Source organism: Actinacidiphila sp. bgisy144 (assembly GCF_057708105.1).
The window spans coordinates 214,913-239,900 of record NZ_JBYIRM010000009.1 but is presented as its reverse complement, the minus strand read 5'-3'; the positions used below and the strand labels follow the sequence as shown (position 1 = coordinate 239,900).

At 72.0% G+C, this 24,988-nt stretch carries 14 protein-coding genes; 12 read left to right on the top strand and 2 right to left on the bottom strand.

Features of this window, described 5'->3' with window-relative positions; genetic code table 11:
* Positions 1–286 precede the first annotated feature (286 nt).
* The 5 genes from AC3EVP_RS13810 (at position 287) to AC3EVP_RS13790 (ending at position 9,630) form a co-directional block, all read left to right on the top strand.
* Positions 287–1,108: a DsbA family protein gene (locus AC3EVP_RS13810; protein WP_335973657.1), complete on the top strand. Its 822-nt coding sequence runs from the start codon at positions 287–289 to the stop codon at positions 1,106–1,108.
* Positions 1,109–1,224: 116 nt separating this feature from the next.
* Positions 1,225–2,247, top strand: coding sequence for a prolipoprotein diacylglyceryl transferase (lgt, locus tag AC3EVP_RS13805; RefSeq protein WP_435129792.1), 1,023 nt, complete (start codon positions 1,225–1,227; stop codon positions 2,245–2,247).
* A gap of 178 nt (positions 2,248–2,425) precedes the next feature.
* Complete coding sequence (locus tag AC3EVP_RS13800; RefSeq protein ID WP_335973655.1) at positions 2,426–3,172, top strand: VIT1/CCC1 transporter family protein; 747 nt, start codon at positions 2,426–2,428, stop codon at positions 3,170–3,172.
* 439 nt (positions 3,173–3,611) lie between these two features.
* Positions 3,612–8,174: a glutamate synthase large subunit gene (gene gltB / locus AC3EVP_RS13795; protein ID WP_335973652.1), complete on the top strand. Its 4,563-nt coding sequence runs from the start codon at positions 3,612–3,614 to the stop codon at positions 8,172–8,174.
* Positions 8,167–9,630, top strand: coding sequence for a glutamate synthase subunit beta (locus AC3EVP_RS13790; RefSeq protein ID WP_335973647.1), 1,464 nt, complete (start codon positions 8,167–8,169; stop codon positions 9,628–9,630). The genes gltB and AC3EVP_RS13790 overlap by 8 nt, the downstream gene beginning before the upstream one ends.
* A 163-nt stretch (positions 9,631–9,793) precedes the next feature.
* On the opposite strand, the gene AC3EVP_RS13785 is transcribed toward AC3EVP_RS13790, so the two are convergent.
* Positions 9,794–10,720, bottom strand: a complete 927-nt coding sequence (locus AC3EVP_RS13785; RefSeq protein WP_435129788.1) for a hypothetical protein — start codon at positions 10,718–10,720, stop codon at positions 9,794–9,796.
* A gap of 152 nt (positions 10,721–10,872) precedes the next feature.
* On the opposite strand from AC3EVP_RS13785, the gene pepN reads away from it, so the two are divergent.
* The 3 genes from pepN (at position 10,873) to AC3EVP_RS13770 (ending at position 16,688) form a co-directional block, all read left to right on the top strand.
* On the top strand, positions 10,873–13,374 hold the full coding sequence (gene pepN / locus AC3EVP_RS13780) for an aminopeptidase N (RefSeq protein ID WP_435129785.1): 2,502 nt from the start codon (positions 10,873–10,875) through the stop codon (positions 13,372–13,374).
* A gap of 426 nt (positions 13,375–13,800) precedes the next feature.
* Positions 13,801–15,186, top strand: coding sequence for a pyridoxal phosphate-dependent decarboxylase family protein (locus AC3EVP_RS13775; RefSeq protein ID WP_435129782.1), 1,386 nt, complete (start codon positions 13,801–13,803; stop codon positions 15,184–15,186).
* Entirely contained in the window at positions 15,183–16,688 is a 1,506-nt protein-coding gene (locus AC3EVP_RS13770; protein WP_435129779.1) for a lysine N(6)-hydroxylase/L-ornithine N(5)-oxygenase family protein, read from the top strand. The genes AC3EVP_RS13775 and AC3EVP_RS13770 overlap by 4 nt, the downstream gene beginning before the upstream one ends.
* On the opposite strand, the gene AC3EVP_RS13765 is transcribed toward AC3EVP_RS13770, so the two are convergent.
* On the bottom strand, positions 16,657–18,486 hold the full coding sequence (locus AC3EVP_RS13765) for a bifunctional metallophosphatase/5'-nucleotidase (RefSeq protein ID WP_435129776.1): 1,830 nt from the start codon (positions 18,484–18,486) through the stop codon (positions 16,657–16,659). The two genes, AC3EVP_RS13770 and AC3EVP_RS13765, sit on opposite strands and share 32 nt — an antisense overlap.
* Positions 18,487–18,771: 285 nt before the next feature.
* On the opposite strand from AC3EVP_RS13765, the gene pyk reads away from it, so the two are divergent.
* The 4 genes from pyk to AC3EVP_RS13745 all read left to right on the top strand — a co-directional run bounded on the left by pyk (position 18,772) and on the right by AC3EVP_RS13745 (position 24,983).
* Positions 18,772–20,208: a pyruvate kinase gene (gene pyk / locus AC3EVP_RS13760; RefSeq protein ID WP_335973628.1), complete on the top strand. Its 1,437-nt coding sequence runs from the start codon at positions 18,772–18,774 to the stop codon at positions 20,206–20,208.
* Between the two features lie 534 nt (positions 20,209–20,742).
* On the top strand, positions 20,743–21,990 hold the full coding sequence (locus tag AC3EVP_RS13755; RefSeq protein WP_335973622.1) for a branched-chain amino acid ABC transporter substrate-binding protein: 1,248 nt from the start codon (positions 20,743–20,745) through the stop codon (positions 21,988–21,990).
* A gap of 147 nt (positions 21,991–22,137) precedes the next feature.
* On the top strand, positions 22,138–23,067 hold the full coding sequence (locus AC3EVP_RS13750) for a branched-chain amino acid ABC transporter permease (RefSeq protein WP_335973620.1): 930 nt from the start codon (positions 22,138–22,140) through the stop codon (positions 23,065–23,067).
* 5 nt (positions 23,068–23,072) lie between these two features.
* Positions 23,073–24,983, top strand: coding sequence for a branched-chain amino acid ABC transporter permease (locus AC3EVP_RS13745; protein ID WP_335973618.1), 1,911 nt, complete (start codon positions 23,073–23,075; stop codon positions 24,981–24,983).
* Positions 24,984–24,988 lie beyond the last annotated feature (5 nt).

Below are 24,988 nucleotides of genomic sequence, written 5' to 3'. Positions count from 1 at the left end.
CCCCCCCCCCCCCCCCCCCCCCCCCCCCCCCCCCCCCCCCCCCCCCCCCCCACCCCAGGGGCGCGGGGAACTGCGCGCGCAACCCCCCACCGGCAGGTGGTCCGGGAACCGGGCAGCAAGGGGCACCCCCGAGCGGACCGGCACCCACCCACCGCAAGGTCCCGCACCGCACAGAACGGGGCACCCGGGCGGGTCCCCTCACCCTTACGTGCAGAAAAAGTCACCCGGGCGGGCGAAAAACCCCCACGGCGCGAGCCAAGCGCAGCGCCCCCCCGGTTGGTACGACGTGAGCGAGAAGAACCGGAACGGAAAGACCAGCGCGCGTCAGGCGCTTCAGGCGCAACGCGAGCGGGACAAGGCCAGGGCCAAGCGGAAGCGCACCCTGACGGTGGCGGGAGCCGTGGTGGTCGTACTGGCCGCGGCGGCCGGGATCTCCATCGCGGTGGCCGACCACAGCGGCAGCAAGAGCAGCTCCGGCGACTCCGCGGGCACCGTGACGGCCCCGCGCGGCGCGACCGGCAAGGACAACCTGGTGATCCCGGTCGGCGCGGCCGACGCGCCGTCCACGCTGACCGTCTACGAGGACTTCCGCTGCCCGGCGTGCGACGAGTTCGAGAAGACCTTCACGCCGACCATCCACAGCCTGGAGGACAGCGGCGCGCTGCGCACCGAGTACCACCTGGTCACCCTCATCGACGGCAACCTCGGCGGCACCGGCTCGCTCAACGCGGGCAACGCGGCCGCCTGCGCCCAGGACCAGGGCAAGTTCCGCGCCTACCACGACGTGCTGTACGACAACCAGCCCGACGAGCAGGACGACAAGTTCGGCACCAAGTCGACCCTGCTCACCCTGGCGGGCAAGGTGCCGGGCCTGAAGAACGCCGCCTTCACCGCCTGTGTGGACAACGGCACCCACAACGCCTGGGTGAAGAAGTCGAACGACGCGTTCAACACCGCCGGCTACAACTCCACCCCGACGGTGCTGCTCAACGGCAAGAGCATCTACGGCACCACCGCGCTGACCCCGGCCTCGCTCAAGCAGATGGTCCAGTCCGCGAACAAGGGCAAGAAGCCGGGCACGGTCACCGCGACGCCCAGCCCGTCCTGACCCGCCCCGACCCGTCCTGACCCGGACACGGACGGCGACCGGAGGTAGGACGTTATCCAGACGTAGCCGGGTGGGTTGCCGGATCACCCGCCCGGCACGGTAGCGTCGGCAGTGCCATGGAACTCGCATACATTCCCAGCCCGTCGCGCGGAGTCATCCACCTCGGACCGATCCCGCTGCGTGGCTACGCGTTCTGCATCATCATCGGTGTCTTCGTGGCCGTCTGGCTCGGGAACAAGCGGTGGATCGCCCGCGGCGGCAAGCGGGAGACCGTCGCGGACATCGCGGTGTGGGCGGTGCCCTTCGGCCTGGTCGGCGGCCGTCTGTACCACGTGATCACCGACTACGAGCTGTACTTCACCGGCGGCAACGACTGGGTGAATGCCTTCAAGGTGTGGGACGGCGGCCTGGGCATCTGGGGCGCGATCGCGCTCGGCGCCCTGGGCGCGTGGATCGGCTGCCGCCGGCGCGGCATCGCCCTGCCCGCCTACGCCGACGCGATCGCCCCGGGCATCGCCTTCGCCCAGGCCATCGGCCGCTGGGGCAACTGGTTCAACCAGGAGCTGTACGGCAACCACACCAGCCTGCCGTGGGGCCTGAAGATCACCAGCACCGCGGGCGACCGGGTGCCGGGCATCTATCAGCCGACGTTCCTGTACGAGTGCCTGTGGTGCATCGGTGTCGGGTTCCTGGTGATCTGGGCCGACCGGCGCTTCCGACTCGGCCACGGCCGCGCCTTCGCGCTCTACGTGGCGTCGTACTGCGTGGGCCGCGGCTGGATCGAGCACATGCGCTCGGACTACGCGCACCACATCCTGGGACTGCGTCTCAACGACTGGACGGCGATGGTCGTCTTCCTCGCCGCGGTGCTCTACATGGTGCTCTCGGCGCGGATGCGGCCCGGCCGGGAGGCCGTTGTCGAGCCTGGCGCCGAGCCCGGCGCCGAGCCGGTGGCCGACCCGTCCGGTGCGGCCGGCCCCGACGAGGCCGCCGACCCGGTCCACACCGCTGAGACCGTCGACGCGCCGGACGTGCCCGGTGGCTCCGGCCAGGACGGGACGCCCGGCGCCCACGCGCCGACCGAGGCCGCCGACGCGGGTGCCACCCCCTCGGGCGCGGCCTCCGAGCCGTCCTCCTGAACGCCGTCTGACCTCTTCCCTCCCATTCCCTCCCGCCCCCGCCGGTCGCCCTACTGAGTGGCGAAACCGCAGGTCAGGGCAGCCTTCCCTTGCTGGCGGCGACCCGGAATGCCGCGTACGGTCGAAGCGTTGGCCAGATGTGCGCGGGTCGCTGGGGCGCCCGGGGGAGGGGTAGGACATGACGACGGCCGCTGTGGAGCCGACCGGTACGGCGACGCCGTACGAGGTGTCCGAACCCGCCGAGCACAGCCACCGCGACGTCAGCGGCGGCTGGCTGCGGCCCGCGGTGTTCGGCGCGATGGACGGCCTGGTGTCGAACTTCGCCCTGATGACGGGCGTCGCCGGCGGTGACGTCAGCTCGCGGACCGTGGTGGTGACCGGACTGGCCGGGCTGGCCGCGGGCGCGTTCTCGATGGCGGCCGGCGAGTACACCTCGGTCGCCTCGCAGCGCGACCTGGTCCGGGCCGAGCTGGCGGTCGAGCGGACCGAGCTGGACCGCCACCCCGAGGCGGAGCTGCGCGAGCTGGCCGCACGCTACGTGGCGCGCGGGGTGGAGCCGGAGCTCGCCCACGAGGTCGCCCGGCAGCTGTCCGCCGACCCGGAGCAGGCGCTGGAGATCCACGCCCGCGAGGAACTGGGCGTCGACCCCGCCGACCTGCCGTCGCCGCTGGTCGCGGCGGCCTCGTCGTTCGTGTGCTTCGCGCTGGGCGCGCTGCTGCCGGTGCTGCCGTACCTGCTGGGCGCGACCGCGCTGTGGCCGGCGGTGGTACTGGTGCTGGTCGGCCTGTTCGGCTGCGGCGCGGCGGTGGCCGGAGTGACCGCGCGGTCGTGGTGGTTCGGCGGGCTTCGCCAGCTGGCGCTGGGCGCGGCCGCGGGCGGCGTCACCTTCGGGCTGGGCGCCCTGATCGGCTCCGCGGTCGCCTGACGACCTGCGGAAACAGATACTCGCCGAGGCCGTCCGACCCCTCTTGACGGGCGGCCTTACCATCGAAGTACGGGCCGCGCAGGCGGTTCGTCGGAAACTTCTGTTTCCCCTTCGTTTCAGCGCAGGCCGCACGGGGCATCAGTCGGTAACGCAACCGGCAGAGCTTTCCCCCAAGGCTCGTCGAGCCGTGTCCGGGCACCCCCGCTCGCGGCGCCGGAATCGTCCGTACCACCCCCCGCGGCACGACGCTGGCCTGAAGTAGCTGTTCCACCCGGCCGGACCCACCTTGTACGTCCACATGATGGAATCGAGTATCCACTTCTCGAACACTCGTCCATCATGTAACCTGCACGAAATCGCAGAGGGCCAACGTCGTCCCTGTTGCGCATGCCCGATAACGGGCGATGCATATCAGCCACATGACGACGACGGGAGAGCCATGCGTTCGCGTTCCGCGTTCATGGACGGGCGCCCCGCCCCGCAGGGGATGTACGATCCCCGCCACGAGCACGACGCCTGCGGCGTCGGCTTTGTCGCCACGCTCAGTGGCGAGGCGAGCCATCAGCTCGTCCAGCAGGCCCTGACCGTCCTGCGCAACCTGGAACACCGCGGCGCCACCGGGGCCGAGCCGGACTCCGGCGACGGCGCCGGCATCCTGCTCCAGATCCCCGACGCTTTCCTGCGCTCCGTCGTCGACTTCGAGCTGCCCGCCGCCGGCCACTACGCCGCCGGCCTCGCCTTCCTGCCCACCGAGCCCGACGACCGCACCAAGGCCGTCGACGCCATCGAGCGGATCGCCGCCGAAGAGGGCCTGACCGTCCTGGGCTGGCGCGAGACGCCGACCGACCCCGACCTGCTCGGGGCCACTGCCCGCTCCACCATGCCGCACTTCGCGCAGCTCTTCGTCGCCGACCAGGCCACCGGGCGCGCCGGCATCGAGCTGGACCGCCCCGCGTTCGTGCTGCGCAAGCGCGCCGAGCGCGAGGCCGACGTGTACTTCCCGTCGCTGTCGGCCCGCACCATCGTCTACAAGGGCATGCTCACCACCGGGCAGCTGGAGCCGTTCTTCCCGGACCTGTCCGACGAGCGCTTCGCCACCGCCATCGCCCTGGTCCACTCGCGGTTCTCCACCAACACCTTCCCGAGCTGGCCGCTCGCCCACCCCTACCGGTTCGTCGCGCACAACGGCGAGATCAACACCGTCAAGGGCAACCGGAACTGGATGCGGGCCCGCGAGTCGCAGCTGGCCAGCGAGCTGCTCGCCGGCGCCGCCGCCTCCACCGACCTGGAGCGGATCTTCCCGATCTGCACCCCCGGCGCCTCCGACACCGCGTCCTTCGACGAGGTGCTGGAACTGCTGCACCTCGGCGGCCGCTCGCTGCCGCACAGCGTGCTGATGATGATCCCCGAGGCGTGGGAGAACCACACCTCGATGGACCCGGCCCGCCGCGCCTTCTACCGCTACCACTCCACGCTGATGGAGCCCTGGGACGGCCCGGCCTGCGTCACCTTCACCGACGGCACCGTCGCCGGCGCGGTCCTGGACCGCAACGGGCTGCGCCCGGGCCGCTACTGGGTGACCGACGACGGCCTGGTGGTGCTCGCCTCCGAGTCCGGCGTGCTGCACGACATCGCGCCGGAGAAGGTCGTCCGCAAGGGCCGGCTCCAGCCGGGCCGGATGTTCCTGGTCGACACCGCCTCGCACCGCATCGTCGAGGACGACGAGATCAAGGCTGAGATCGCCGCCCAGAACCCGTACGCGGACTGGCTGGACGCCGGGCTGATCGAGCTGGCCGACCTGCCCGAGCGCGAGCACATCGTGCACACCCACGCCTCGGTCACCCGCCGCCAGCAGACCTTCGGCTACACCGAGGAGGAGCTGCGGGTCCTGCTCGCGCCGATGGCGCGCACCGGCGCGGAGCCGATCGGCTCGATGGGCACCGACTCGCCGATCGCCGCCCTGTCCGACCGGCCGCGGCTGCTCTTCGACTACTTCACCCAGCTCTTCGCGCAGGTCACCAACCCGCCGCTGGACGCCATCCGCGAGGAACTGGTCACCTCGCTGATCTCCACCATCGGCCCGTCCGGGAACCTGCTGGAGCCCAGCCCGGCCTCCTGTCGCAACATCACCCTGCCCTTCCCGGTGATCGACAACGACGAGCTGGCCAAGCTCATCCACGTCAACGCCGACGGCGACCTGCCCGGCCTGAAGGCCGCCACGCTCTCCGGCCTGTACCGGGTGGCGGACGGCGGCGAGGCGCTCGCCGCGCGCCTGGCGGAGATCTGCGCCGAGGCCGACGCCGCCATAGAGGACGGCGCCCGCCTGATCGTGCTCTCCGACCGGCACTCCGACGCCGAGCACGCCCCGATCCCGTCGCTGCTGCTGACCTCCGCGGTGCACCACCACCTGATCCGCACCAAGCAGCGCACCCAGGTCGGCCTGATCGTCGAGGCCGGCGACGTCCGCGAGGTGCACCACGTCGCGCTGCTGATCGGCTACGGCGCCGCGGCCGTCAACCCGTACCTGGCGATGGAGTCCGTCGAGGACCTGGTCCGGGCCGGCACCTTCCTGCCCGGCGTCGACGCCGACACCGCGATCCGCAACCTCATCAAGGCGCTCGGCAAGGGCGTGCTGAAGGTGATGTCCAAGATGGGCATCTCCACCGTGGCCTCCTACCGCGGCGCGCAGGTCTTCGAGGCGATCGGCCTGGACGCGGAGTTCGTCGACACCTACTTCCACCTCACCGACACCAAGATCGGCGGGGCGGGCATCGACGTCATCGCGCGCGAGGTCGCCGCCCGGCACGCCAAGGCGTACCCGGTCTCCGGCATCCCCGCCGCGCACCGCCGGCTGGAGATCGGCGGCGAGTACCAGTGGCGCCGCGAGGGCGAGCCGCACCTGTTCGACCCGGACACCGTCTTCCGGCTCCAGCACGCCACCCGCAGCCGCCGCTACGACATCTTCAAGCAGTACACCTCGCGGGTGAACGAGCAGTCCGAGCGGCTGATGACGCTGCGCGGCCTGTTCGGCCTCAAGCACGACCGCCCGGCCATCCCGATCGACGAGGTCGAGCCGGTCAGCGAGATCGTCCGGCGGTTCTCCACCGGCGCCATGTCGTACGGCTCGATCTCCCGCGAGGCGCACGAGACGCTGGCCATCGCGATGAACCAGCTCGGCGGCAAGTCCAACACCGGTGAGGGCGGCGAGGACCCGGAGCGGCTGTACGACCCGGCCCGGCGCAGCGCGATCAAGCAGGTCGCCTCCGGCCGGTTCGGCGTCACCTCCGAGTACCTGGTCAACGCCGACGACATCCAGATCAAGATGGCGCAGGGCGCCAAGCCCGGCGAGGGCGGCCAGCTGCCCGGCCACAAGGTGTACCCGTGGATCGCCGGCACCCGGCACTCCACGGCGGGCGTCGGCCTGATCTCGCCGCCCCCGCACCACGACATCTACTCCATCGAGGACCTCGCCCAGCTCATCCACGACCTGAAGAACGCCAACCCCCGGGCCCGCGTGCACGTCAAGCTGGTCTCCGAGGTCGGCGTCGGCACGGTCGCCGCGGGTGTGTCCAAGGCACACGCCGACGTGGTGCTGATCTCCGGGCACGACGGCGGCACCGGCGCCTCCCCGCTCACCTCGCTGAAGCACGCGGGCGGCCCCTGGGAGCTCGGCCTGGCCGAGACCCAGCAGACGCTGCTGCTCAACGGGTTGCGGGACCGGATCGTGGTGCAGACCGACGGCCAGCTCAAGACCGGCCGGGACGTGGTGATCGCGGCGCTGCTGGGCGCCGAGGAGTTCGGCTTCGCCACCGCGCCGCTGGTCGTCTCCGGCTGCGTCATGATGCGGGTGTGTCACCTGGACACCTGCCCGGTGGGCGTCGCCACCCAGAACCCGGTGCTGCGCGACCGGTTCTCCGGCAAGCCGGAGTTCGTGGTGAACTTCTTCGAGTTCATCGCCGAGGAGGTCCGGGAGATCCTCGCCGAGCTGGGCTTCCGCACCATCGAGGAGGCCGTCGGCCACGCCGAGCTGATCGACGCCGGCCGCGCGGTGGAGCACTGGAAGGCGCAGGGCCTGGACCTGGCCCCGCTGCTGTACGTGCCGGAGCTGCCCGAGGGCGCGGCGCTGCACCGCACCACCGGCCAGGACCACGGCCTGGAGCGCGCGCTCGACAACGAGCTGATCCGGCTCGCCGCCGACGCGCTGGAGTCCGGCGCCCCGGTCCGCGCCCAGGTGCCGATCCGCAACGTCAACCGCACGGTGGGCACCATGCTCGGCCACGAGGTGACGAAGAAGTACGGCGGCGCGGGCCTGCCGCCGGACACCATCGACATCACCTTCACCGGGTCGGCCGGGCAGTCCTTCGGCGCGTTCGTGCCGCGGGGCGTCACGCTGCGGCTGGAGGGCGACGCCAACGACTACGTCGGCAAGGGCCTGTCCGGCGGCCGGGTGATCGTCCGCCCGGACCGCGGCGCGGACCACCTCGCGGAGGAGTCCACCATCGCGGGCAACACCATCGCCTACGGCGCGACCGGCGGCGAGCTGTTCCTGCGCGGGCGCACCGGTGAGCGGTTCTGCGTGCGCAACTCCGGTGCGACGGTGGTGGCCGAGGGCGTCGGCGACCACGGCTGCGAGTACATGACCGGCGGCCGGGCCGTGGTGCTCGGCGCCACCGGCCGGAACTTCGCGGCCGGCATGTCCGGCGGCATCGCCTACCTGCTGGACCTGGACCCCGAGCGCGTCAACCCCGGGATGGTCGAGGTCGAGCAGCTGACCGCCGACGACATCACGTGGCTGCACGACGTGGTGCGCCGCCACTTCGAGGAGACCGGCTCCACCGTCGCCGAGCGGCTGCTCGCCGACTGGGGCGGCGCCCTCACCCGCTTCGGCAAGGTCATGCCGAGGGACTACAAGGCAGTGCTCGCCGCCAAGAACGCCGCCGAGCTGGCCGGACTCTCGGAGTCCGAGACGACCGCGAAGATGATGGAGGCGGCAAATGGCTGACCCCAAGGGCTTCCTCACCACCCCGCGTGAGAACAACCCGACCCGCTCGGTCGAGGAGCGCAAGCAGGACTGGAAAGAGGTCTACGTCCCCGGCGGGCTGCTGCCGATCGTCAGCAAGCAGGCCGGCCGCTGCATGGACTGCGGCATCCCGTTCTGCCACCAGGGCTGCCCGCTGGGCAACCTGATCCCGGAGTGGAACGACTACGCCTACCGCGAGGACTGGACCGCCGCGTCCGAGCGGCTGCACGCCACCAACAACTTCCCGGAGTTCACCGGGCGGCTGTGCCCGGCGCCGTGCGAGTCCGCGTGCGTGCTCGGCATCAACCAGCCGCCGGTGACGATCAAGAACGTCGAAGTCAGCATCATCGACAAGGCGTGGGACAACGGCGACGTGACGCCGCAGCCGCCGGAGCGGCTGTCCGGCAAGACCGTCGCGGTGATCGGCTCGGGCCCCTCGGGCCTGGCCGCCGCCCAGCAGCTCACCCGGGCCGGCCACACCGTCGCGGTCTACGAGCGGGCCGACCGGATCGGCGGGCTGCTGCGGTACGGCATCCCCGAGTTCAAGATGGAGAAGCGGCACATCAACCGCCGCATCGAGCAGATGCGCGCGGAGGGCACCAAGTTCCGCACCGGGGTGCAGATCGGCACCGACCTCGACGGCGCGAAGCTGGTCCGGCGGTACGACGCGGTGGTCATCGCGGCCGGCGCCACCCAGTGGCGTGACCTGCCGGTCGAGGGCCGCGAACTGACCGGCGTGTACCAGGCGATGGAGTACCTGCCGCTGGCGAACAAGGTGCAGGAGGGCGACTTCGTCACCCCGCCGATCAGCGCCGAGGGCAAGCACGTGGTGGTCATCGGCGGCGGCGACACCGGCGCGGACTGCGTCGGCACCGCGCACCGGCAGGGCGCGCTGTCCGTCACCCAGCTGGAGATCATGCCGCGGCCGTCCGACGAGCGGCCCGCGCACCAGCCGTGGCCGACGATGCCGATGGTCTACAAGGTCACCTCCGCGCACGAGGAGGGCGGCGAGCGGGTCTACGCGGTCAACACCGTGCGGTTCACCGGCGACGCCGACGGGCACGTGCGCGAACTGCACCTGGTCGAGGTGGTCTTCCAGGACGGCAGGTTCGTGCCGCAGGAGGGCACCGAGCGGGTCATCCCGGCCGACCTGGTCACCCTCGCGATGGGCTTCACCGGCACCGACCAGAAGAACGGGCTGATCGAGCAGATCGGGCTGGAGCTGGACGCGCGCGGCAACATCGCGCGGGACGCCTCCTACGCGACCAACGTCGACGGCGTGTTCGTCGCCGGCGACGCCGGCCGCGGCCAGTCGCTGATCGTCTGGGCGATCGCCGAGGGGCGCTCCGCGGCGAAGGCCGTCGACGCCTACCTCACCGGGGTGCCCTCGGCGCTGCCCGCGCCGATCCGCCCGACCGACCGGCCGCTCACCGTCTGACCGGTCACCGGCCGACCTGATCGGCCGCACCGCCGGGTCCCGCCCGGCACCCGAGATGTCCCGCACAACGGCGTGCGGTACGCAGCAACACCCGCAACGCTCGCCACTCCCCGACCAAGGAGGCGGGCGTTGTGGCTTTTCCGGGACCTCCGCGGACCCGGCCCTACGTCTCGCAGGCCAGCTCCGTGGCGCACAGCGCGCACCGGGCGCGCAGCCGCCCCGCGCAGGGCAGGCGGATGCGCTGGAAGCAGGTCGGGCAGGCGAAGGAGACGCGCAGGTCGGCCGGGGGACCGGTGAACGCGTAGCCGGCGCTGTCCGGGGCGGCGCCGGCCCGGCGGTGCCGCGCGTACAGGCGGCGGGCCGCCCACGGCGCGGCGGCCAGCGGCGGCCGGCGCAGGTCCTGCCGGGCCCGCTCGAGCCCCGCCCGGTAGGCGTCCGCGGCCTGCGGACTGCGCAGCCAGGGCTCGATGTCGTCGCCGAGGGCGAGCGCCCGCTTGGCCAGGACGTACCCGAACTCCTCGGGCGTGAGGTAGCCGAGCTTGTACGCGGCCATGGTGATCCGCTCCCCGCGCAGTGCGGGCTCCTCCCGGTAGGCGTCCAGCAGCAGCCAGCCCGCGCCGAGGTAGGCGGCCGCGGTGTCGGTGAGGATCTCGTTGTCACGGGTGCCGGGGAACTCCAGCCCCAGCCGGTGCAGGTAGACGTGCGTCACCTCGTGGGCGAGCGCGGCGCCCACGTCCCGGCGGTCGGTGCGGAACCGGGCGTGCAGCTCCACGAAGTACTCCGGGCCCGCGGCCAGTTCGACGCTGCCCGCGTGCGCCATGTCGCGGAACCCCACCACCATGCGGGCGTCCGGCAGCCGCAGGTGCCGCACCATCACCCGGGCCACCCGCAGCGCGCCCAGATACGGGTCCTCGTCGTCGGGGAAGTCCACCAGCTCCGGCCGCACACTCGCCGCGAACCGGGCCACCCCGTCCGCCGACAGCCGCCGGTACAGCGCGGTCAGCGCCCGCCGCACCGTGTCCAGATGCGGGAAGCCGTGCACGATCGGCCCCCCGGCCGCCTCCGCGCCGCCCCGCGCCGACCCGTCCATGGCCACCTCCCCGCGCCCCTGCGAGCGTAACCCCTCCACCGGTACGCGCGCCGGGCCCCGCGGCACCGCGGCCTCGCACAGGTGCGCCGGCCTCGTATCCATGATCGGTGAAGGCGTTCCACCAGCGGCTTTCGTGCGGCAGCATGAAGGGCATGCCTGCTCTCAACCGCGCCGAGGCCGAGACCCGCGCCCGTGACCTGGCCGTAGCGCACTACGCGATCGACCTCGACCTCACCCAGGGAGCCGAGCGCTTCGGATCGACCACCGTCATCCGCTTCGCGGCCCTGCGCGACTGCGACACCTTCGCCGAGGTCGAACCGGCCGCCCTGCACCGGGTGCTGCTCGACGGCACCCCGGTCGACACCGCGCTGCTGGACGGCAACCGGCTGCCGCTGCCCGGACTCGCGCAGGGCCCGCACGAACTGCGCGTCGAGGCCGACATGGCCTACTCGCACACCGGCGAGGGCATGCACCGCTTCACCGACCCCGCCGACGGCGAGACCTACCTCTACACGCAGATGTTCCTCGCCGACGTGCGGCGGGTCTTCGCCGCCTTCGACCAGCCCGACCTGAAGGCCCGCTTCGAGGTGGCCGTCACCGCGCCGGAGCACTGGACGGTGCTCGGCAACGGCATCGCCACCCGCACCGCGCCCGGCCGCTGGCAGATGGCCCCCACCCCGCCGCTGCCCACCTACGCCGTCGCGGTCGCCGCCGGCCCCTACCACGCGGTGCGCGCCGAGCACGCCGGGCTGCCCTTCGCGCTGCACGCCCGCCGCTCGCTCGCCGCGCACCTGGACCGCGCCGCGCCCGACCTGCTCGCCTTCACCTTCCGCTGCTTCGACCGCTACCGCGAGATGTTCGCCGAGCCGTACCCGTTCGACTCCTACGACCAGGCGTTCGTGCCCGAGTTCAACTTCGGCGCCATGGAGAACCCCGGACTGGTGGTCCTGCGCGACGAGTACGTCTACCGCTCGGACGCCACCCCCACCGAACTGCGCAACCGCGCGGTGGTCATCGCCCACGAGATGGCCCACATGTGGTTCGGGGACCTGGTCACCCTGCGCTGGTGGGACGACATCTGGCTGAACGAGTCGTTCGCGGAGTACATGGGCTACCAGGTGGTCTCCGAGGACCCGCAGTTCGCCGGCGCCTGGACCGACTACGGCGCCAACCGCAAGTACCGCGGCTCCGACAGCGACCAGCGCCCCTCCACGCACCCCGTCGCACCGCTGCCCGAGGACGTGCCCGACACCGCGTCCGCGCTCACCAACATCGACGGCATCTCCTACGCCAAGGGCGGCTCCGCGCTGCGCCAACTGGTCACCTGGATGGGCCGGGAGGACTTCCTGGCCGGCCTGAACGCGCACTTCGCCCGCCACCGCTTCGGCAACGCCCGCCTCGCCGACCTCATCGACTCGCTGTCGGCCGCCACCGAACGCGACGTGCCCGCCTGGGCCGAGGCGTGGCTGCGCAGCACCGGCATCGACACCCTCACCCCGTCCGCGTCCCTCGCGCCCGGCGGCTGGCGGCTGGAGATCGGGCACAGCGGCCACCGCCCGCACCGCATCGACGTCGGGCTCTACGACCGCGCGCCCGGCGACACCGCGCGGCTGGTGCTGCGCGAACGCGCCACCGTGGACATCACGGCCACCGCCGCCGTCGAGCGCCGCACCTTCGACGGCGCCCGGCCCGACCTGGTGCTGCTCAACGACAACGACCTCAGCTACGTCAAGGTCCGCTTCGACGACCGCTCGTGGGAGGCGGTGCGCGACGCGCTCGGCAGCATCCCCGACCCGCTGTCGCGCTCCGTCGCCTGGAACGCGGCGCGCGACCTGGTACGGGACGCCCGGCTGGCGCCCGCGCAGTACCTGGACCTGGTGGGCCGGCACCTGCCGGGGGAGGCCGACCCGTCGATCGTGCACGGGGTGCTCACCTTCGCCCGGGTGACCGTCGCCGACCGCTACCTCGGCCCGCAGGCGCGGCCCGCGGCGCTCGCCGCGCTCGCCGCCACCGCCCGCGCGCTGCTCGCCGAGGGCCGCCCCGGCAACCGGCTCACCGCCCTGCGCGCACTGGCCGCCTCCGCGGCGGGCGACGCCGGGACGGCCGAACTGCGCGGCTGGTACGACACGGGCACCGGGCCCGGCGGCGACACCCTCGACCAGGAACTGCGCTGGCTGCTGCTGGCACGGCTGGCCGTCCTCGGCGCGGCGGACAGCGCCGACATCGACGCGGAGCTGGCCCGCGACCCCGGCGCCGCCGGACACGAGGCCGCCGCCCGCTGCCGCGCGTCCCTGCCCGACCCCGGGGCCAAGGCCGCCGCCTGGCAGGCGATCTTCCACGAGTCGCGCTCCGCGCACCTGGTCGGCGCGGCCGCGGACGGCTTCTGGCACCCCGAGCAGCGGGAGGTGCTCGCCGACTACCTGCCGCGCTACTACCCCGACGCGGCAGCGGCCGCCGCCCGGCGCGGCCCCGCTATCTCCGACGCCGTCGCCCGCCGCGGCTTCCCCGGCACCGAAGTCACCGCACCCGCCCTGGCGTTGGGCCGCGCCGCCCTGGACGACCCCTCCCTCACCCCGGCCCTGCGCCGCGCCCTGGCCGACCAAGTCGACGACCTCGCCCGCGCCCTGCGCATCCACCAGGTCTTCCCCGCCTGAGCGGGCCCCTTTCCCGCACCGACGCCAGGGCGTCACGGGGTGCCGCGCGGGCGGTCCGTGAGGCCAGCGCGGTGCGCGGGCCGCGGGGCTTTGTGGGGTGCCCTGGCGGGTGCGGGGGCCCGGTCCGCTCTGGGGCCGAGCCGGTCCGCTCGTTCGGCCCCGGCCGGAAGGCCGTTCGGCTCGGGGAGCGGAGGGGCGGCGCCCCTCCGTCCACACCCCGGCCCTGCCCGGCGGGAGATGTGACGTAGCGTGGATCTTCAACTGGCCTGAAATCGAGGCGAGTTGGGGAGAGTTCGGGGGACGGGCGCGGGTCGGGGTGGGGACGTACCCATTCGGGGCAGCGGTCGTTGAACACAACGCCCTTGTCGTGCGCGCCGGCGGGCGCCGGTCGGGCCGCGCCGTGCCGCCGCTGAGTGAGGAACACCCATGCCGATGCCCGGACTTGCCGGAGGACGCGGAACCGCCGAGGCGCTGCGCCCCCTGGTGGACACCGTCTGCGGCGCGCTGGCGGACGGCGCCCGCGACCGCGGCGGTCCGATGCCGGGCGGCGGACCGCAAGGCGTCGCCCGGCTCGTCGAGCAGGCCGCCCCCGACGTACTGCCGCTGGCCGGCACCGGCGAGCACGAAGCACTCGCCACCCTGGTGCACCTCATGGCGGCCGGCGCCGCCGACCCCGCCGACCCGCTGTGCGCCGCCCACCTGCACTGCCCGCCGCTGGCGGTCGCGGTGGCCGCGGACCTTGCCGCCTCCGCGCTCAACCCGTCCATGGACTCCTGGGACCAGGCCCCCGCCGCCAGCGCCCTCGAAGCACGGGTGACCGCGGCGCTGGCCGCCCTCGTCTACCCCGACCTGCCCGCGCCCGACGCGCTGGTGACCACCGGCGGCACCGAGTCCAACCAGCTCGCCCTGCTGCTCGCCCGCGAGCGCGCCGCCGGCGGCCCCCGGGTCCAGGTGGTGTGCGGCGCCAACGCCCACCACAGCGTCCAGCGCGCCGCCTGGCTGCTCGGCCTGCCGCAGCCGATCGTGCTCGACACCCCCGCCGGCGTCCTCGCCCCGGCCGCCGTGGACACCGCACTCGACCAACTGCCCGGCCGCCCCCTGGTGGTGGCCACCGCCGGCACCACCGACAGCGGCGCCATCGACCCGCTGCCCGCGATCGCCCACGCCGCCGGGCAGCACGGCGCCGAACTCCACGTCGACGCCGCCTACGGCGGCCCCCTGCTGTTCAGCAGCCGCGAGGCCGCCAAGCTCGACGGGTTGCAGTCCGCCGTCTCCGTCACCCTCGACCTGCACAAACTCGGCTGGCAGCCGGTCGCCGCCGGACTGCTGGCCGTACCCGACGGCACCGCGCTGCGCCCGCTGACCCACCAGGCCGACTACCTCAACGCCGCCGACGACACCGAGGCCGGCCTGCCCGACCTGCTCGGCCGCTCGCTGCGCACCAGCCGCCGCCCCGACATCCTCAAGGTCGCCGTCACCCTGCGCGCCCTGGGCCGCGAGGGCGTCGCCGCCCTCGTCGACGCCGTCTGCGACCTCGCCCACGACCTCGCCGACCGCATCGAGCGCCACCCCGCGCTCACCCTGCACGCCCGGCCCGCGATCAGCACCGTCCTGTTCCGCCCGACCGCCGCGGACGACGAGGAGACCGCCGAGCTGCGGCGCCGCCTGCTCCACGAGGGCCGCGCCGTACTCGGCCGGGCCCGCGCCGACGGCCGGCTCTGGCTCAAGGCCACCCTGCTCAACCCGCACCTGCGCCCCGACGACCTCGACCGGCTGCTCCACCTCACCACGGAAGGCACCACGGCACGATGAACCCCACCCCGTCCGGCGCCGACGGCGCCCCCGGCACCGCCGCGCCCGCGGAGGAGCCCTTCGACCTGCTCGGCGTCGGCATCGGCCCGTTCAACCTCTCCCTGGCCGCGCTCGCCGACGGCGTCCCGGAGCTGACCGCCGCCTTCTACGACCAGCGCCCCGACTTCCGCTGGCACCCCGGGCTGCTCATCGACGGCGCCACCCTCCAGGTGCCCTTCCTCGCTGACCTGGTCACCCTCGCCGACCCCACCAGCCGCTGGAGCTTCCTCAACTGGCTGCGCGGCCGCGACCGGCTCTTCCCGTTCTACTTCGCCGAGCGCTTCCATGTGCACCGCGCCGAGTACGACGCCTACTGCCGCTGGGTCGCCCAGGCACTGCCCACCACCCACTTCGGCCAGCAGGTCGACAGCGTGCGGTGGAACCCGGCCCGCGCCCTGTTCGAGGTGGACCACACCCACGTCGACGCGCACGGCGAGGCCGAGGCGCTGGCCCGCACCTACGCCCGGCACCTGGTGATCGGCGTCGGCACCCGGCCGCACGTCCCCGAGCCGCTGCGGCCGCTCGCGGACTCCCCGGCGGTGCCGGTCGTGCACTCCTCGCGCTACCTCCAGGAGCGCGAACGGCTGCTGGCCGCCGAGCACATCACCGTGGTCGGCTCCGGGCAGTCCGGCGCCGAGGTCTTCCTCGACCTGCTGCGGCAGCGCCCGCCCGGCCGGGAGCGGATCACCTGGCTGGCCCGGACCCCGGCGTTCGCGCCCATGGAGTACAGCAAGCTCGGCCTGGAGCACTTCACCCCCGACTACACCCGCTACTTCCACCAGCTCGCCGAGCCGGTCCGGGACCGGCTGGTGCCGCAGCAGTGGCAGCTGCACAAGGGCATCGACACCGAGACGATCAGCGAGATCCACGACGAGTTGTACCGCCGCTCCCTGGAGGGCGGCTGGCCCGACGCGGTGCTCACGCCGGGCGTCAGCGTCCGCACCGCCGGCCGGCTGGGCACGCAGAGCGTCGAGTTGCACGTGGAGCACGCCGAACAGGGCACCCGCACCCGGCTGGTGACCAACGCGGTGGTGCTCGCCACCGGTTACGAGGAGCGCCCGCTGGACCGGCTGCTCGACCCGCTCGCGCCGTACGTCGGGCGGGACGCGTCGGGCCGGCCGCAGATCGACGCCCGCTACCGGATGCGGCTGGACCCCTCGGTCTCCGGCCGGATCTACGTGCAGAACGCCGAGCGCCACACGCACGGCGTGGGCGCGCCCGACCTGGGGCTCGCCGCCTGGCGGTCCGCGGTGGTGCTCAACGACCTGACCGCGCTGCTGACCGGCACGGAGCACTACCGGCTGCCGGACCGGACCGCGTTCACCACCTTCGGCCTGCCCGGCCCCGCCCCGGCCGGCGGACCGGGCGCGGGGCAGGGGACAGGGCAGGGGACGGGAGCGGGTGCGGGGGCCGCCGACACGGCCCAGGAGCTCAGCCGAACAGCGGAACTCCGTCGCGGGTGAGCTGCCACTGGTCGCCGCCGAAGCCGGCCGGGTCGATCGTGCCGTGCGCCTGCACCCACGCGATGATGGTGTTGCGGATCTCGTCGGAGGTGGACCACACCGACTGCGCGGCGGCCACGTGCGGGTAGTTGCTGCCGCCGCTGGAGCGGTAGTTGTTCACCGCGAGCACGAACTGCGCGGCCGGGTCGAGCGCCGCGCCGCCGTGCGTGAGGTTGGTGACCCGCGAGCCGGCCGGCTGCGCGATGTCGATGTCGTACGACACCCCGCTGAGCACGTCGTAGCTGAAGTCGGGGGTGTTGTTCGCGTTGGTGATCTTCGTGACGTCCACGGCGGCGTCCGGCGCGGTCTGCACGAAGTACTCCGCGGACCACTCCAGGTAGTCCTTGATCTGGGCGCCGGTCAGCAGTTTGGCGTCCAGGGTGTTCTCGTAGACGTACAGGCCCGCCACGTCGCGCAGCGAGACCTGCCCGGCGGGGATGGCCGCGGTGCGGGAGAAGGGCGACGCCTGGGAGAGCACCGGCAGGTCGGCGTAGTCGGTGCCGGCCAGCGCGGCGGTGACGGTGTCGGCCTGGACCTTGTTGATGAAGTCGATGATCGGGGTGTCCTTGTAGGTGGACTCCGCCGCGGACATCGCCTCGGTGCAGGTGCCGACGACCTGGTTGACGTAGTCGACGACCTTCTGGTGCTCGTCGCGCACCAGCTTGGCGACGGCCGGGTCCTCCTCGACGGTGTTGGCGTTGCGCACCTCGGCCTTGACGGAGGTGACCTTCCAGCGGCCGTGCTCCAGCTCCAGGTCGATGTCGAAGACGCTCAGCCGCATGCCCCACATCAGCGGCTCGGACAGCACCACGGTCCTGCCGGTCTCCTCGTTGACCACCAGGGTCTGCGGGCGCTCCACGTGGGTGTGGCCGACCAGGATCGCGTCGATACCGGGCACCTGCGCGGCGACCAGCGAGGAGGCGTTCTCCGGGTAGGGCACCGCGTCGCCGTAGGTGGTGCTGCCGTCCAGACCGGAGTGGTCGGTGCAGAACACCACGTCGCAGCCGAGCGCGCGCAGCTTGGGGACGTACACCCGGGCCTGCTCGACCAGGCCGGGGAAGGACAGCTGGCCTTGCACGTTGGCCTTGTCCCACACCGCGATGCCCGGGTTGGTCAGGCCCAGGATGCCGACCTTGATGTTCGGGCCGCCCTTCACCCGCAGTTCCTTGACGAGGTAGGGCGGGAAGGCCGGGCGCAGCGTCTTGGCGTCCACGGCGTTCGCGGCCAGCAGCGGGAAGTCGCACTGGTCCTGGAAGGCGCGCAGCAGCGGGATGCCGTAGTTGAACTCGTGGTTGCCCAGGGCGGCGGCGTCGTAGCGCATGTGGTTCATGGCCAGCGCCATCGGGTGCTGGGGGCCCTTCTTCGCGCCGGTGATCGGCTCGACGCGGGCGAAGTAGTAGGACAGCTGGGTGCCCTGGATGATGTCGCCGGCGTCGACGAGCAGGGTGCGGTCGTGGCCCTTCTCGGCGCGGGCGTCCTCGACGAGGGTGGCGAGCTTCGCCATGCCGACGTCGTTGTGGGTCGCGTCGTCGTACTCGGCGTCGGTGAAGTAGTCCCAGTTCAGGGCGTGGCCGTGGACGTCGGTGGTGCCCAGCACCCGCAGGCTGTAAGTGGTGGGCCGGTGGCCGTGGCCGGGCGCGGGCTGCCGGTCGGCCGCCTGCGCCGGTGCCGCCGCCACCGCACCGGCCGCTCCGGTGAGCGCGACGCCCGCACCTGTCGCGGCGGATCGGTTGATGAAGTCCCTGCGGTTGAGCGGCATGTCGGGTTCTCCCTGAAGGGGTCGGGCGGTGGGCGCGGCCGGACGGCATCGCGACGCGCGTAGATTCTGGACCAGAGGAGGGGCCCGGCAACACCCCCGGGGAGTGAACGGCCCGCCGCTCGTACACGATGGGCCGGCGACGACCGCGCGCGAGGACCGCGGACCGCTCATCGGAGCGGGCGCCCGCACACACTTCGACACTTGTCAACAACCGTTAATCCGAACGTCGTTGGGCTGTTGGCGTCACCGCGCTCCCTACCAACGAGTAAGTCATACGCTCGACACATGCGCCGAGCCAAAATTGTCTGCACCCTGGGTCCTGCCACCGAGTCCTACGACCAGATCAAAGCACTGGTCGAGGCGGGGATGGACGTCGCCCGCCTGAACCTGAGCCACGGCGGCTACGCCGAACACGAGGACCGCTACCGCCGCGTACGCAAGGCCGCCGACGAGACCGGGCGCAGCGTCGGCATCCTCGCGGACCTTCAGGGCCCGAAGATCCGGCTGGGACGTTTCGCCGAGGGGCCCGTACTGCTTGAACGCGGCGACGAGTTCACCATCACCGTCGACGACATCGAGGGCGACCAGACGATCTGCGGCACCACCTACAAGGGCCTGACCGCCGACGTCGCCCGAGGTGAGCGCATCCTCGTCGACGACGGCCGGGTCACCCTGGAGGTGACCGACGTCGAGGGCCCCCGCGTGCACACCATGGTGATCGAGGGCGGCATGGTCTCCGACAACAAGGGCCTGAACCTGCCCGGCGTCGCGGTCTCCGTCCCGGCGCTGTCCGACAAGGACATCCGCGACCTGCGCTGGGCGCTGCGCACCGGCGCCGACGTCATCGCGCTGTCCTTCGTGCGCAGCGGGCGCGACATGGACGACGTGCTGCGGATCATGGCGGAGGAGGGGCGCCGGGTCCCGGTGATCGCCAAGATCGAGAAGCCGCAGGCGGTGGAGAACCTGGAGGACATCGTCGACGCCTTCGACGGCATCATGGTCGCCCGCGGCGACCTGGGCGTCGAGATGCCGCTGGAGGCCGTGCCGATCGTCCAGAAGCGCGCGGTCAAACTCGCCCGGCGCAACGCGAAACCGGTCATCGTCGCCACCCAGATGCTCGACTCGATGATCGACAACTCCCGCCCCACCCGCGCCGAGGCCAGCGACGTCGCCAACGCGGTGATCGACGGCACCGACGCGGTGATGCTCTCCGGCGAGACCAGCGTCGGCAAGCACCCGATCGAGACGGTCAAGGTGATGTCCCGGATCGTCGCCGCCGCAGAGGAGGACATCCTCGCCGCCGGGCTGCCGCCGCTCACCGACAGCAACAAGCCGCGCACCCAGGGCGGCGCCGTGGCCCGCGCCGCCGCCGAGATGGGCGACTTCCTCGGCGCGTCGTACCTGGTGGCCTTCACCCAGTCCGGCGACACGGTGCGCCGGCTGTCCCGCTACCGCTCGCCGATCCCGGTGCTCGCCTTCACCCCCGAGGAGGACACCCGCTCCCAGCTCAACCTGACCTGGGGCGTCGAGACGTTCCTCGGCCCGACGGTGCAGACCACCGACGAGATGGTGCAGCAGGTCGACGAGCAGCTGCTGCGGATCGGCCGCTGCAAGAAGGGCGACGTCGTGGTGATCACGGCCGGTTCGCCGCCCGGAATGCCCGGCACCACCAACATGGTCCGGGTCCACCACATCGGTGAGGACGACTCCCCGAAACGGTAATGCACCATTGCCGACGTTGGTGCTGACTTCCCAGCTTGGAGCGGTCGGCGCCCCTTCTCCAATAGCGGGCCCCGCCGGACGGACAGTCCGGCGGGGCCCGTCGGTTTTCGGCCAGTGGCGGAAACTCCGAACCCTCGCAATTAACACTCTGTTACCTGTCTGCAATACGCAATCGGCGGCCCGCGCTCCCTCGCCGCCGCCGTGCGCCGCCGCCCCCGTATTCCCGTTGCGTCGATCTTGTCCGAAATGACGGCGTACCGCTGCCGCCGGCCTGCCGCGCCCACTCGAAGTGCACGTTCTCATCATGCGGACCCCGCGCAAAGCACCCAAACAGCACGGCAAACCTCAACTGAAGCTCAAGAACAGACGTTTGGCATAACAAGACAGTCACACTCTTCGCCGTACTGCTCCCCGACCCCCCATCACGCGCCTAGAGTCACGGCCAGTCACCGCGCCTCCGAATTAGCGATCGGACTGAAGCGTGCGACTTCGACCGTCCACGAGGACCGGTCGAGCCAGGGGAAAGGACCGCTTGTGCGACACCGCTCTTTGCTGCTGCTCACCTCCGTATTGACCACAGGAGCCCTCACTCTGACCGCCTGCGGATCGCGCAGCGACGACAGCAAGAAGAGCGGCGGCGACGGTGGTGGCAGCGGCGTCACGCTCACCATCGGCGTCGACGCGCCGCTCACCGGCCAGAACTCCGCCACCGGCCTGGGCCTGCAGTACGGCACGCAGCTCGCGGTGGACGACGCCAACTCCAAGAAGCTCGTGCCCGGCGTGACCTTCAAGGTCAAGGCGCTGGACGACAAGGCGCTGCCCGCCACCGGCCAGCAGAACGCCACCGCCCTGGTGCAGGACAACAACGTCATCGGCGTGGTCGGCCCGCTCAACTCCGGTGTGGCCGAATCCATGCAGCAGGTCTTCGCCACCGCCAACCTGGTGGAGATCTCGCCGGCCAACACCAACCCCGACCTCACCCAGGGCAAGAACTGGGCCACCGGCAAGAAGGTCCGCCCCTTCAAGACCTACTTCCGCACCGCCACCACCGACGCCAACCAGGGCGGCTTCGCGGCGGACTACGCCTACAACACCCTGAAGAAGAAGGACGTCTTCGTCGTCGACGACAAGCAGGCCTACGGCGCCGGCCTCGCGTCGATCTTCAAGAGCAAGTTCGCCGCCCTCGGCGGCAAGATCGCCGGCACCGACCACGTCAACACCGGTGACACCGACTACTCCGCGCTGGTCACCAAGATCAAGCAGTCGCACGCCGACATGCTCTACTACGGCGGCCAGTACGACGAGTCCGAGCTGATCACCAAGCAGCTCAAGGCCGGCGGCGTGAACATCCCGCTCATGGGCGGCGACGGCATGTACTCCGACACGTACATCAAGACCGCGGGCGCGGCCGCCAACGGCGACCTCGCCACCTCCGTCGGCGTCCCCGTCGACACCCTCCCGGCCGCCCAGAACTTCATCAAGGCCTACAAGGCCGCGAAGTACCCCGGCGACTACGGCACCTACGGCGGCTACTCCTACGACGCCGCCACCGCCATCATCAACGCCGTCAAGAGCGTCATGGACGCCAACGGCGGCAAGCTGCCGGCCATGAACGACGCCCGCTCCAAGGTCGTCGACGCCGTCCAGAAGACCGACTTCCAGGGCATCGCCGGCCACGTCTCCTTCGACCAGTACGGCGACACCACCAACAAGCAGCTCACCGTCTACCAGGTCAAGAACGGCAAGTGGACCGCCGTGAAGAGCGGCGTCTACACGGGCTGACCGACCCCGCAGCACCGAGGGCCGCGCGGCCGGTCACCCCGGCCGCGCGGCCCACTGCTTGCCGCCCCCGCGACCCACCCGCCCGCCGCACCACCCACCCGCGACCCGTCCCCACCCACCTGCTCCCAGCGACATGGAGGCCATGCGGTGCACACCCTGCCGCAACAGCTGGCCAACGGGCTGTTCCTCGGCTCGATGTACGGGCTCATCGCCATCGGCTACACGATGGTGTACGGCATCGTCCAGCTCATCAACTTCGCCCACGGCGAGATCTTCATGACCGGCGCGTTCGGCGCGCTCACCGTATGGAACGTCCTGCCCGACGGCATGAACATCTGGGCCGCACTGCCCCTGATGCTCATCGGCGGCGCCATCGTCTCCGTGCTCATAGCCGTCGGCGCCGAACGGTTCGCCTACCGGCCGCTGCGCGGCGCACCACGCCTCGCCCCGCTGATCACCGCGATCGGCCTCTCCCTCGCCCTCCAGCAGGCGATCTTCGTCTGGTACCCCGGCGCCGACAACGCCAAGAACTTCCCGCAGCTCGGCACCCACCCGTACCACCTCGGCTCCATCAGCGTGCAGCGCAACGACATCTTCCTCGTCGTCGCCGCCGCGATCTGCATGATCGGCCTGGCCGCCTTCGTCCGCACCAGCCGCACCGGCCGCGCCATGCAGGCCACCGCGCAGGACCCGGACACCGCCCAGCTCATGGGCATCGACACCAACCGCATCATCGTGATCGCCTTCGCCATCGGCGGCCTCTTCGCCGCCGTCGCCGGCGTCGCCTTCGGCCTGAAGTACGGCCAGATCAACTACAACATGGGCTTCCAGGCCGGCCTGAAAGCCTTCACCGCCGCCGTCCTCGGCGGCATCGGCAACATCTACGGGGCCATGCTCGGCGGACTCGTCCTCGGCATCGCCGAAGCCTGCGCCACCGCCTACATCGCCAACATCCCCGGTATGCACCAGCTCGGCGGACAGGGCTGGGCCAACGTATGGGCATTCGTCCTGCTCATCGTGGTCCTCCTGGTCCGACCACAGGGCCTGCTGGGTGAACGCGTAGCGGACAGGGCGTGACACCCATGACCGACATCCCCGCCACCGAGGCGCTCCAGCCCACCCCGCTCGGCACCACCCGCCCCGACGCCCCGCGCGCCGACTCCTACCTCAGCCTGCCGCCCGCCGCCGCCCGCATCGCGACCCTCGTCGGCGCCGTCGGCACCGTGGCCTCCACGTTCATGTCGTGGACCTACACCTCCGACTTCCCCGGCGACCTCACCGTCAACGGCTACCCCGGCGGCCTCCAGGTCCTCACCCTGATCGGCGCCGTCCTCACCGGGCTCCTCGCCCTCGGCGCCTTCGGCGTCAAGGGCCTGACCTGGCTGGTGCCCAACCGCTCCGCCAACGCCGTCCTCCTGCTGGCCGCCGGCACCTTCGCCACCACCTGGTACGCCGTCATCGCCATCGCCCAGGAACTCGGCGGCCTGGCCAACCTCAACCCCGGCGGCTTCGTCGCCGCCGTCGCCTCGCTCGTCCTGCTCGTCGGCGCCCTGGCCCTGCCCATCAACCGCCAGCCGCTGGACGCCACCGACGCCGAGTACTACGAACTCGGCCGGCTGAGCGAGAACGGCGCCGCCCGCGCCACCTACCGCCGGCTGCGCCAGGCCCGGCTGCACCACACCGAACTGTCCGTCCCCGACCCGGCCCGGGCCCCCGCGTGGGTGCAGTACCTGGCCATCGTCGTGGTCGCCGCCGTCGGCGTGAAGGTCCTCACCTACGGCCTGGCCACCGGATACACCGAACTCTTCGTCGGCTACCTGATCCTGGTCGCCTTCACCCTGTGGTCGTTCAACGCCGCCGGACTCACCCGGCAGTTCTCCAAGATCACCGCCGACCACCGGCCGTTCGCCATCCTGATGGGCATCCTCGCCGCCATCGCCTACCCGTTCGTGCAGAACAACGAGCACTGGGCGAACCTCGGCGTCAACATCCTCATCTTCGGCACCGTCGCCCTCGGCCTGAACATCGTCGTCGGCCTCACCGGCCTGCTCGACCTCGGCTACGTCGCCTTCCTCGGCGTCGGCGCCTACGCCGCCGCCCTGGTCTCCGGCTCCGAGTACTCCATCTGGTCCGGCGTCCAGTTCCCGTTCTGGGCCGCCGCCCTCACCGGCATGGCCGCCTCGCTCGTCTTCGGCGTCCTCATCGGCGCCCCCACCCTGCGGCTGCGCGGCGACTACCTGGCCATCGTCACCCTCGGCTTCGGAGAGATCTTCCGCATCGCGGTCAACAACCTCGACGGCGTCTCCGGCCCCAAGGTCACCAACGGCCCGAACGGCATCTCGCAGATCCCCGACCTGTCGATCTTCGGCTACAACCTCGGCGACCCGCACACCATGGGCTCCATCACGCTGGGCCGGTTCGCCAACTACTACCTGCTGATGCTCGTCATCACGGTGATCGTGGTCCTCGTCTTCACCCGCGCCTCCGACTCCCGGATCGGCCGCTCCTGGATCGCCATCCGCGAGGACGAGACCGCCGCCACCGCCATGGGCATCAACGGCTTCCGGGTCAAGCTCATCGCGTTCGCGCTCGGCGCCTCCCTCGCCGGCCTGGCCGGCACCGTCAGCGCCCACGTCACCTACAGCGTCGTGCCCAACCCGTACCAGTTCTCCGGCGCCGCACCGCCCAACTCGGCGTTCCTGCTCGCCGCCGTCGTCCTCGGCGGCATGGGCACCGTCACCGGACCCGTCCTCGGCGCGGCCCTGCTCTACCTCATCCCCGAGAAGCTCGGCTTCCTCCAGCGCTACGAACTCCTCGCGTTCGGCGTCACCCTCGTACTCATCATGCGGTTCCGGCCCGAGGGCATCATCGCCAACCGCCGCCGCCAGCTGGAGTTCCACAAGGACGAACCCCCGGCCCCGGACGAAACCCTCGTCCCCGCACAGCCGGCCGTCGGCGGCGACGGCGCGGCCGCCGGCGCGGCAGGGGCGTGAAGGAC

What these genes read in the sequence shown, in the direction of transcription:
- lgt (WP_435129792.1), top strand. Translation starts at nt 1,225, where the DNA reads ATGGAACTCGCATACATTCCCAGCCCGTCGCGCGGAGTCATCCACCTC.
- AC3EVP_RS13800 (WP_335973655.1), top strand. Translation starts at nt 2,426, where the DNA reads ATGACGACGGCCGCTGTGGAGCCGACCGGTACGGCGACGCCGTACGAG.
- gltB (WP_335973652.1), top strand. Translation starts at nt 3,612, where the DNA reads ATGCGTTCGCGTTCCGCGTTCATGGACGGGCGCCCCGCCCCGCAGGGG.
- AC3EVP_RS13790 (WP_335973647.1), top strand. Translation starts at nt 8,167, where the DNA reads ATGGCTGACCCCAAGGGCTTCCTCACCACCCCGCGTGAGAACAACCCG.
- AC3EVP_RS13785 (WP_435129788.1), bottom strand. Translation starts at nt 10,720, where the DNA reads ATGGACGGGTCGGCGCGGGGCGGCGCGGAGGCGGCCGGGGGGCCGATC.
- pepN (WP_435129785.1), top strand. Translation starts at nt 10,873, where the DNA reads ATGCCTGCTCTCAACCGCGCCGAGGCCGAGACCCGCGCCCGTGACCTG.
- AC3EVP_RS13775 (WP_435129782.1), top strand. Translation starts at nt 13,801, where the DNA reads ATGCCGATGCCCGGACTTGCCGGAGGACGCGGAACCGCCGAGGCGCTG.
- AC3EVP_RS13770 (WP_435129779.1), top strand. Translation starts at nt 15,183, where the DNA reads ATGAACCCCACCCCGTCCGGCGCCGACGGCGCCCCCGGCACCGCCGCG.
- AC3EVP_RS13765 (WP_435129776.1), bottom strand. Translation starts at nt 18,486, where the DNA reads ATGCCGCTCAACCGCAGGGACTTCATCAACCGATCCGCCGCGACAGGT.
- pyk (WP_335973628.1), top strand. Translation starts at nt 18,772, where the DNA reads ATGCGCCGAGCCAAAATTGTCTGCACCCTGGGTCCTGCCACCGAGTCC.
- AC3EVP_RS13745 (WP_335973618.1), top strand. Translation starts at nt 23,073, where the DNA reads ATGACCGACATCCCCGCCACCGAGGCGCTCCAGCCCACCCCGCTCGGC.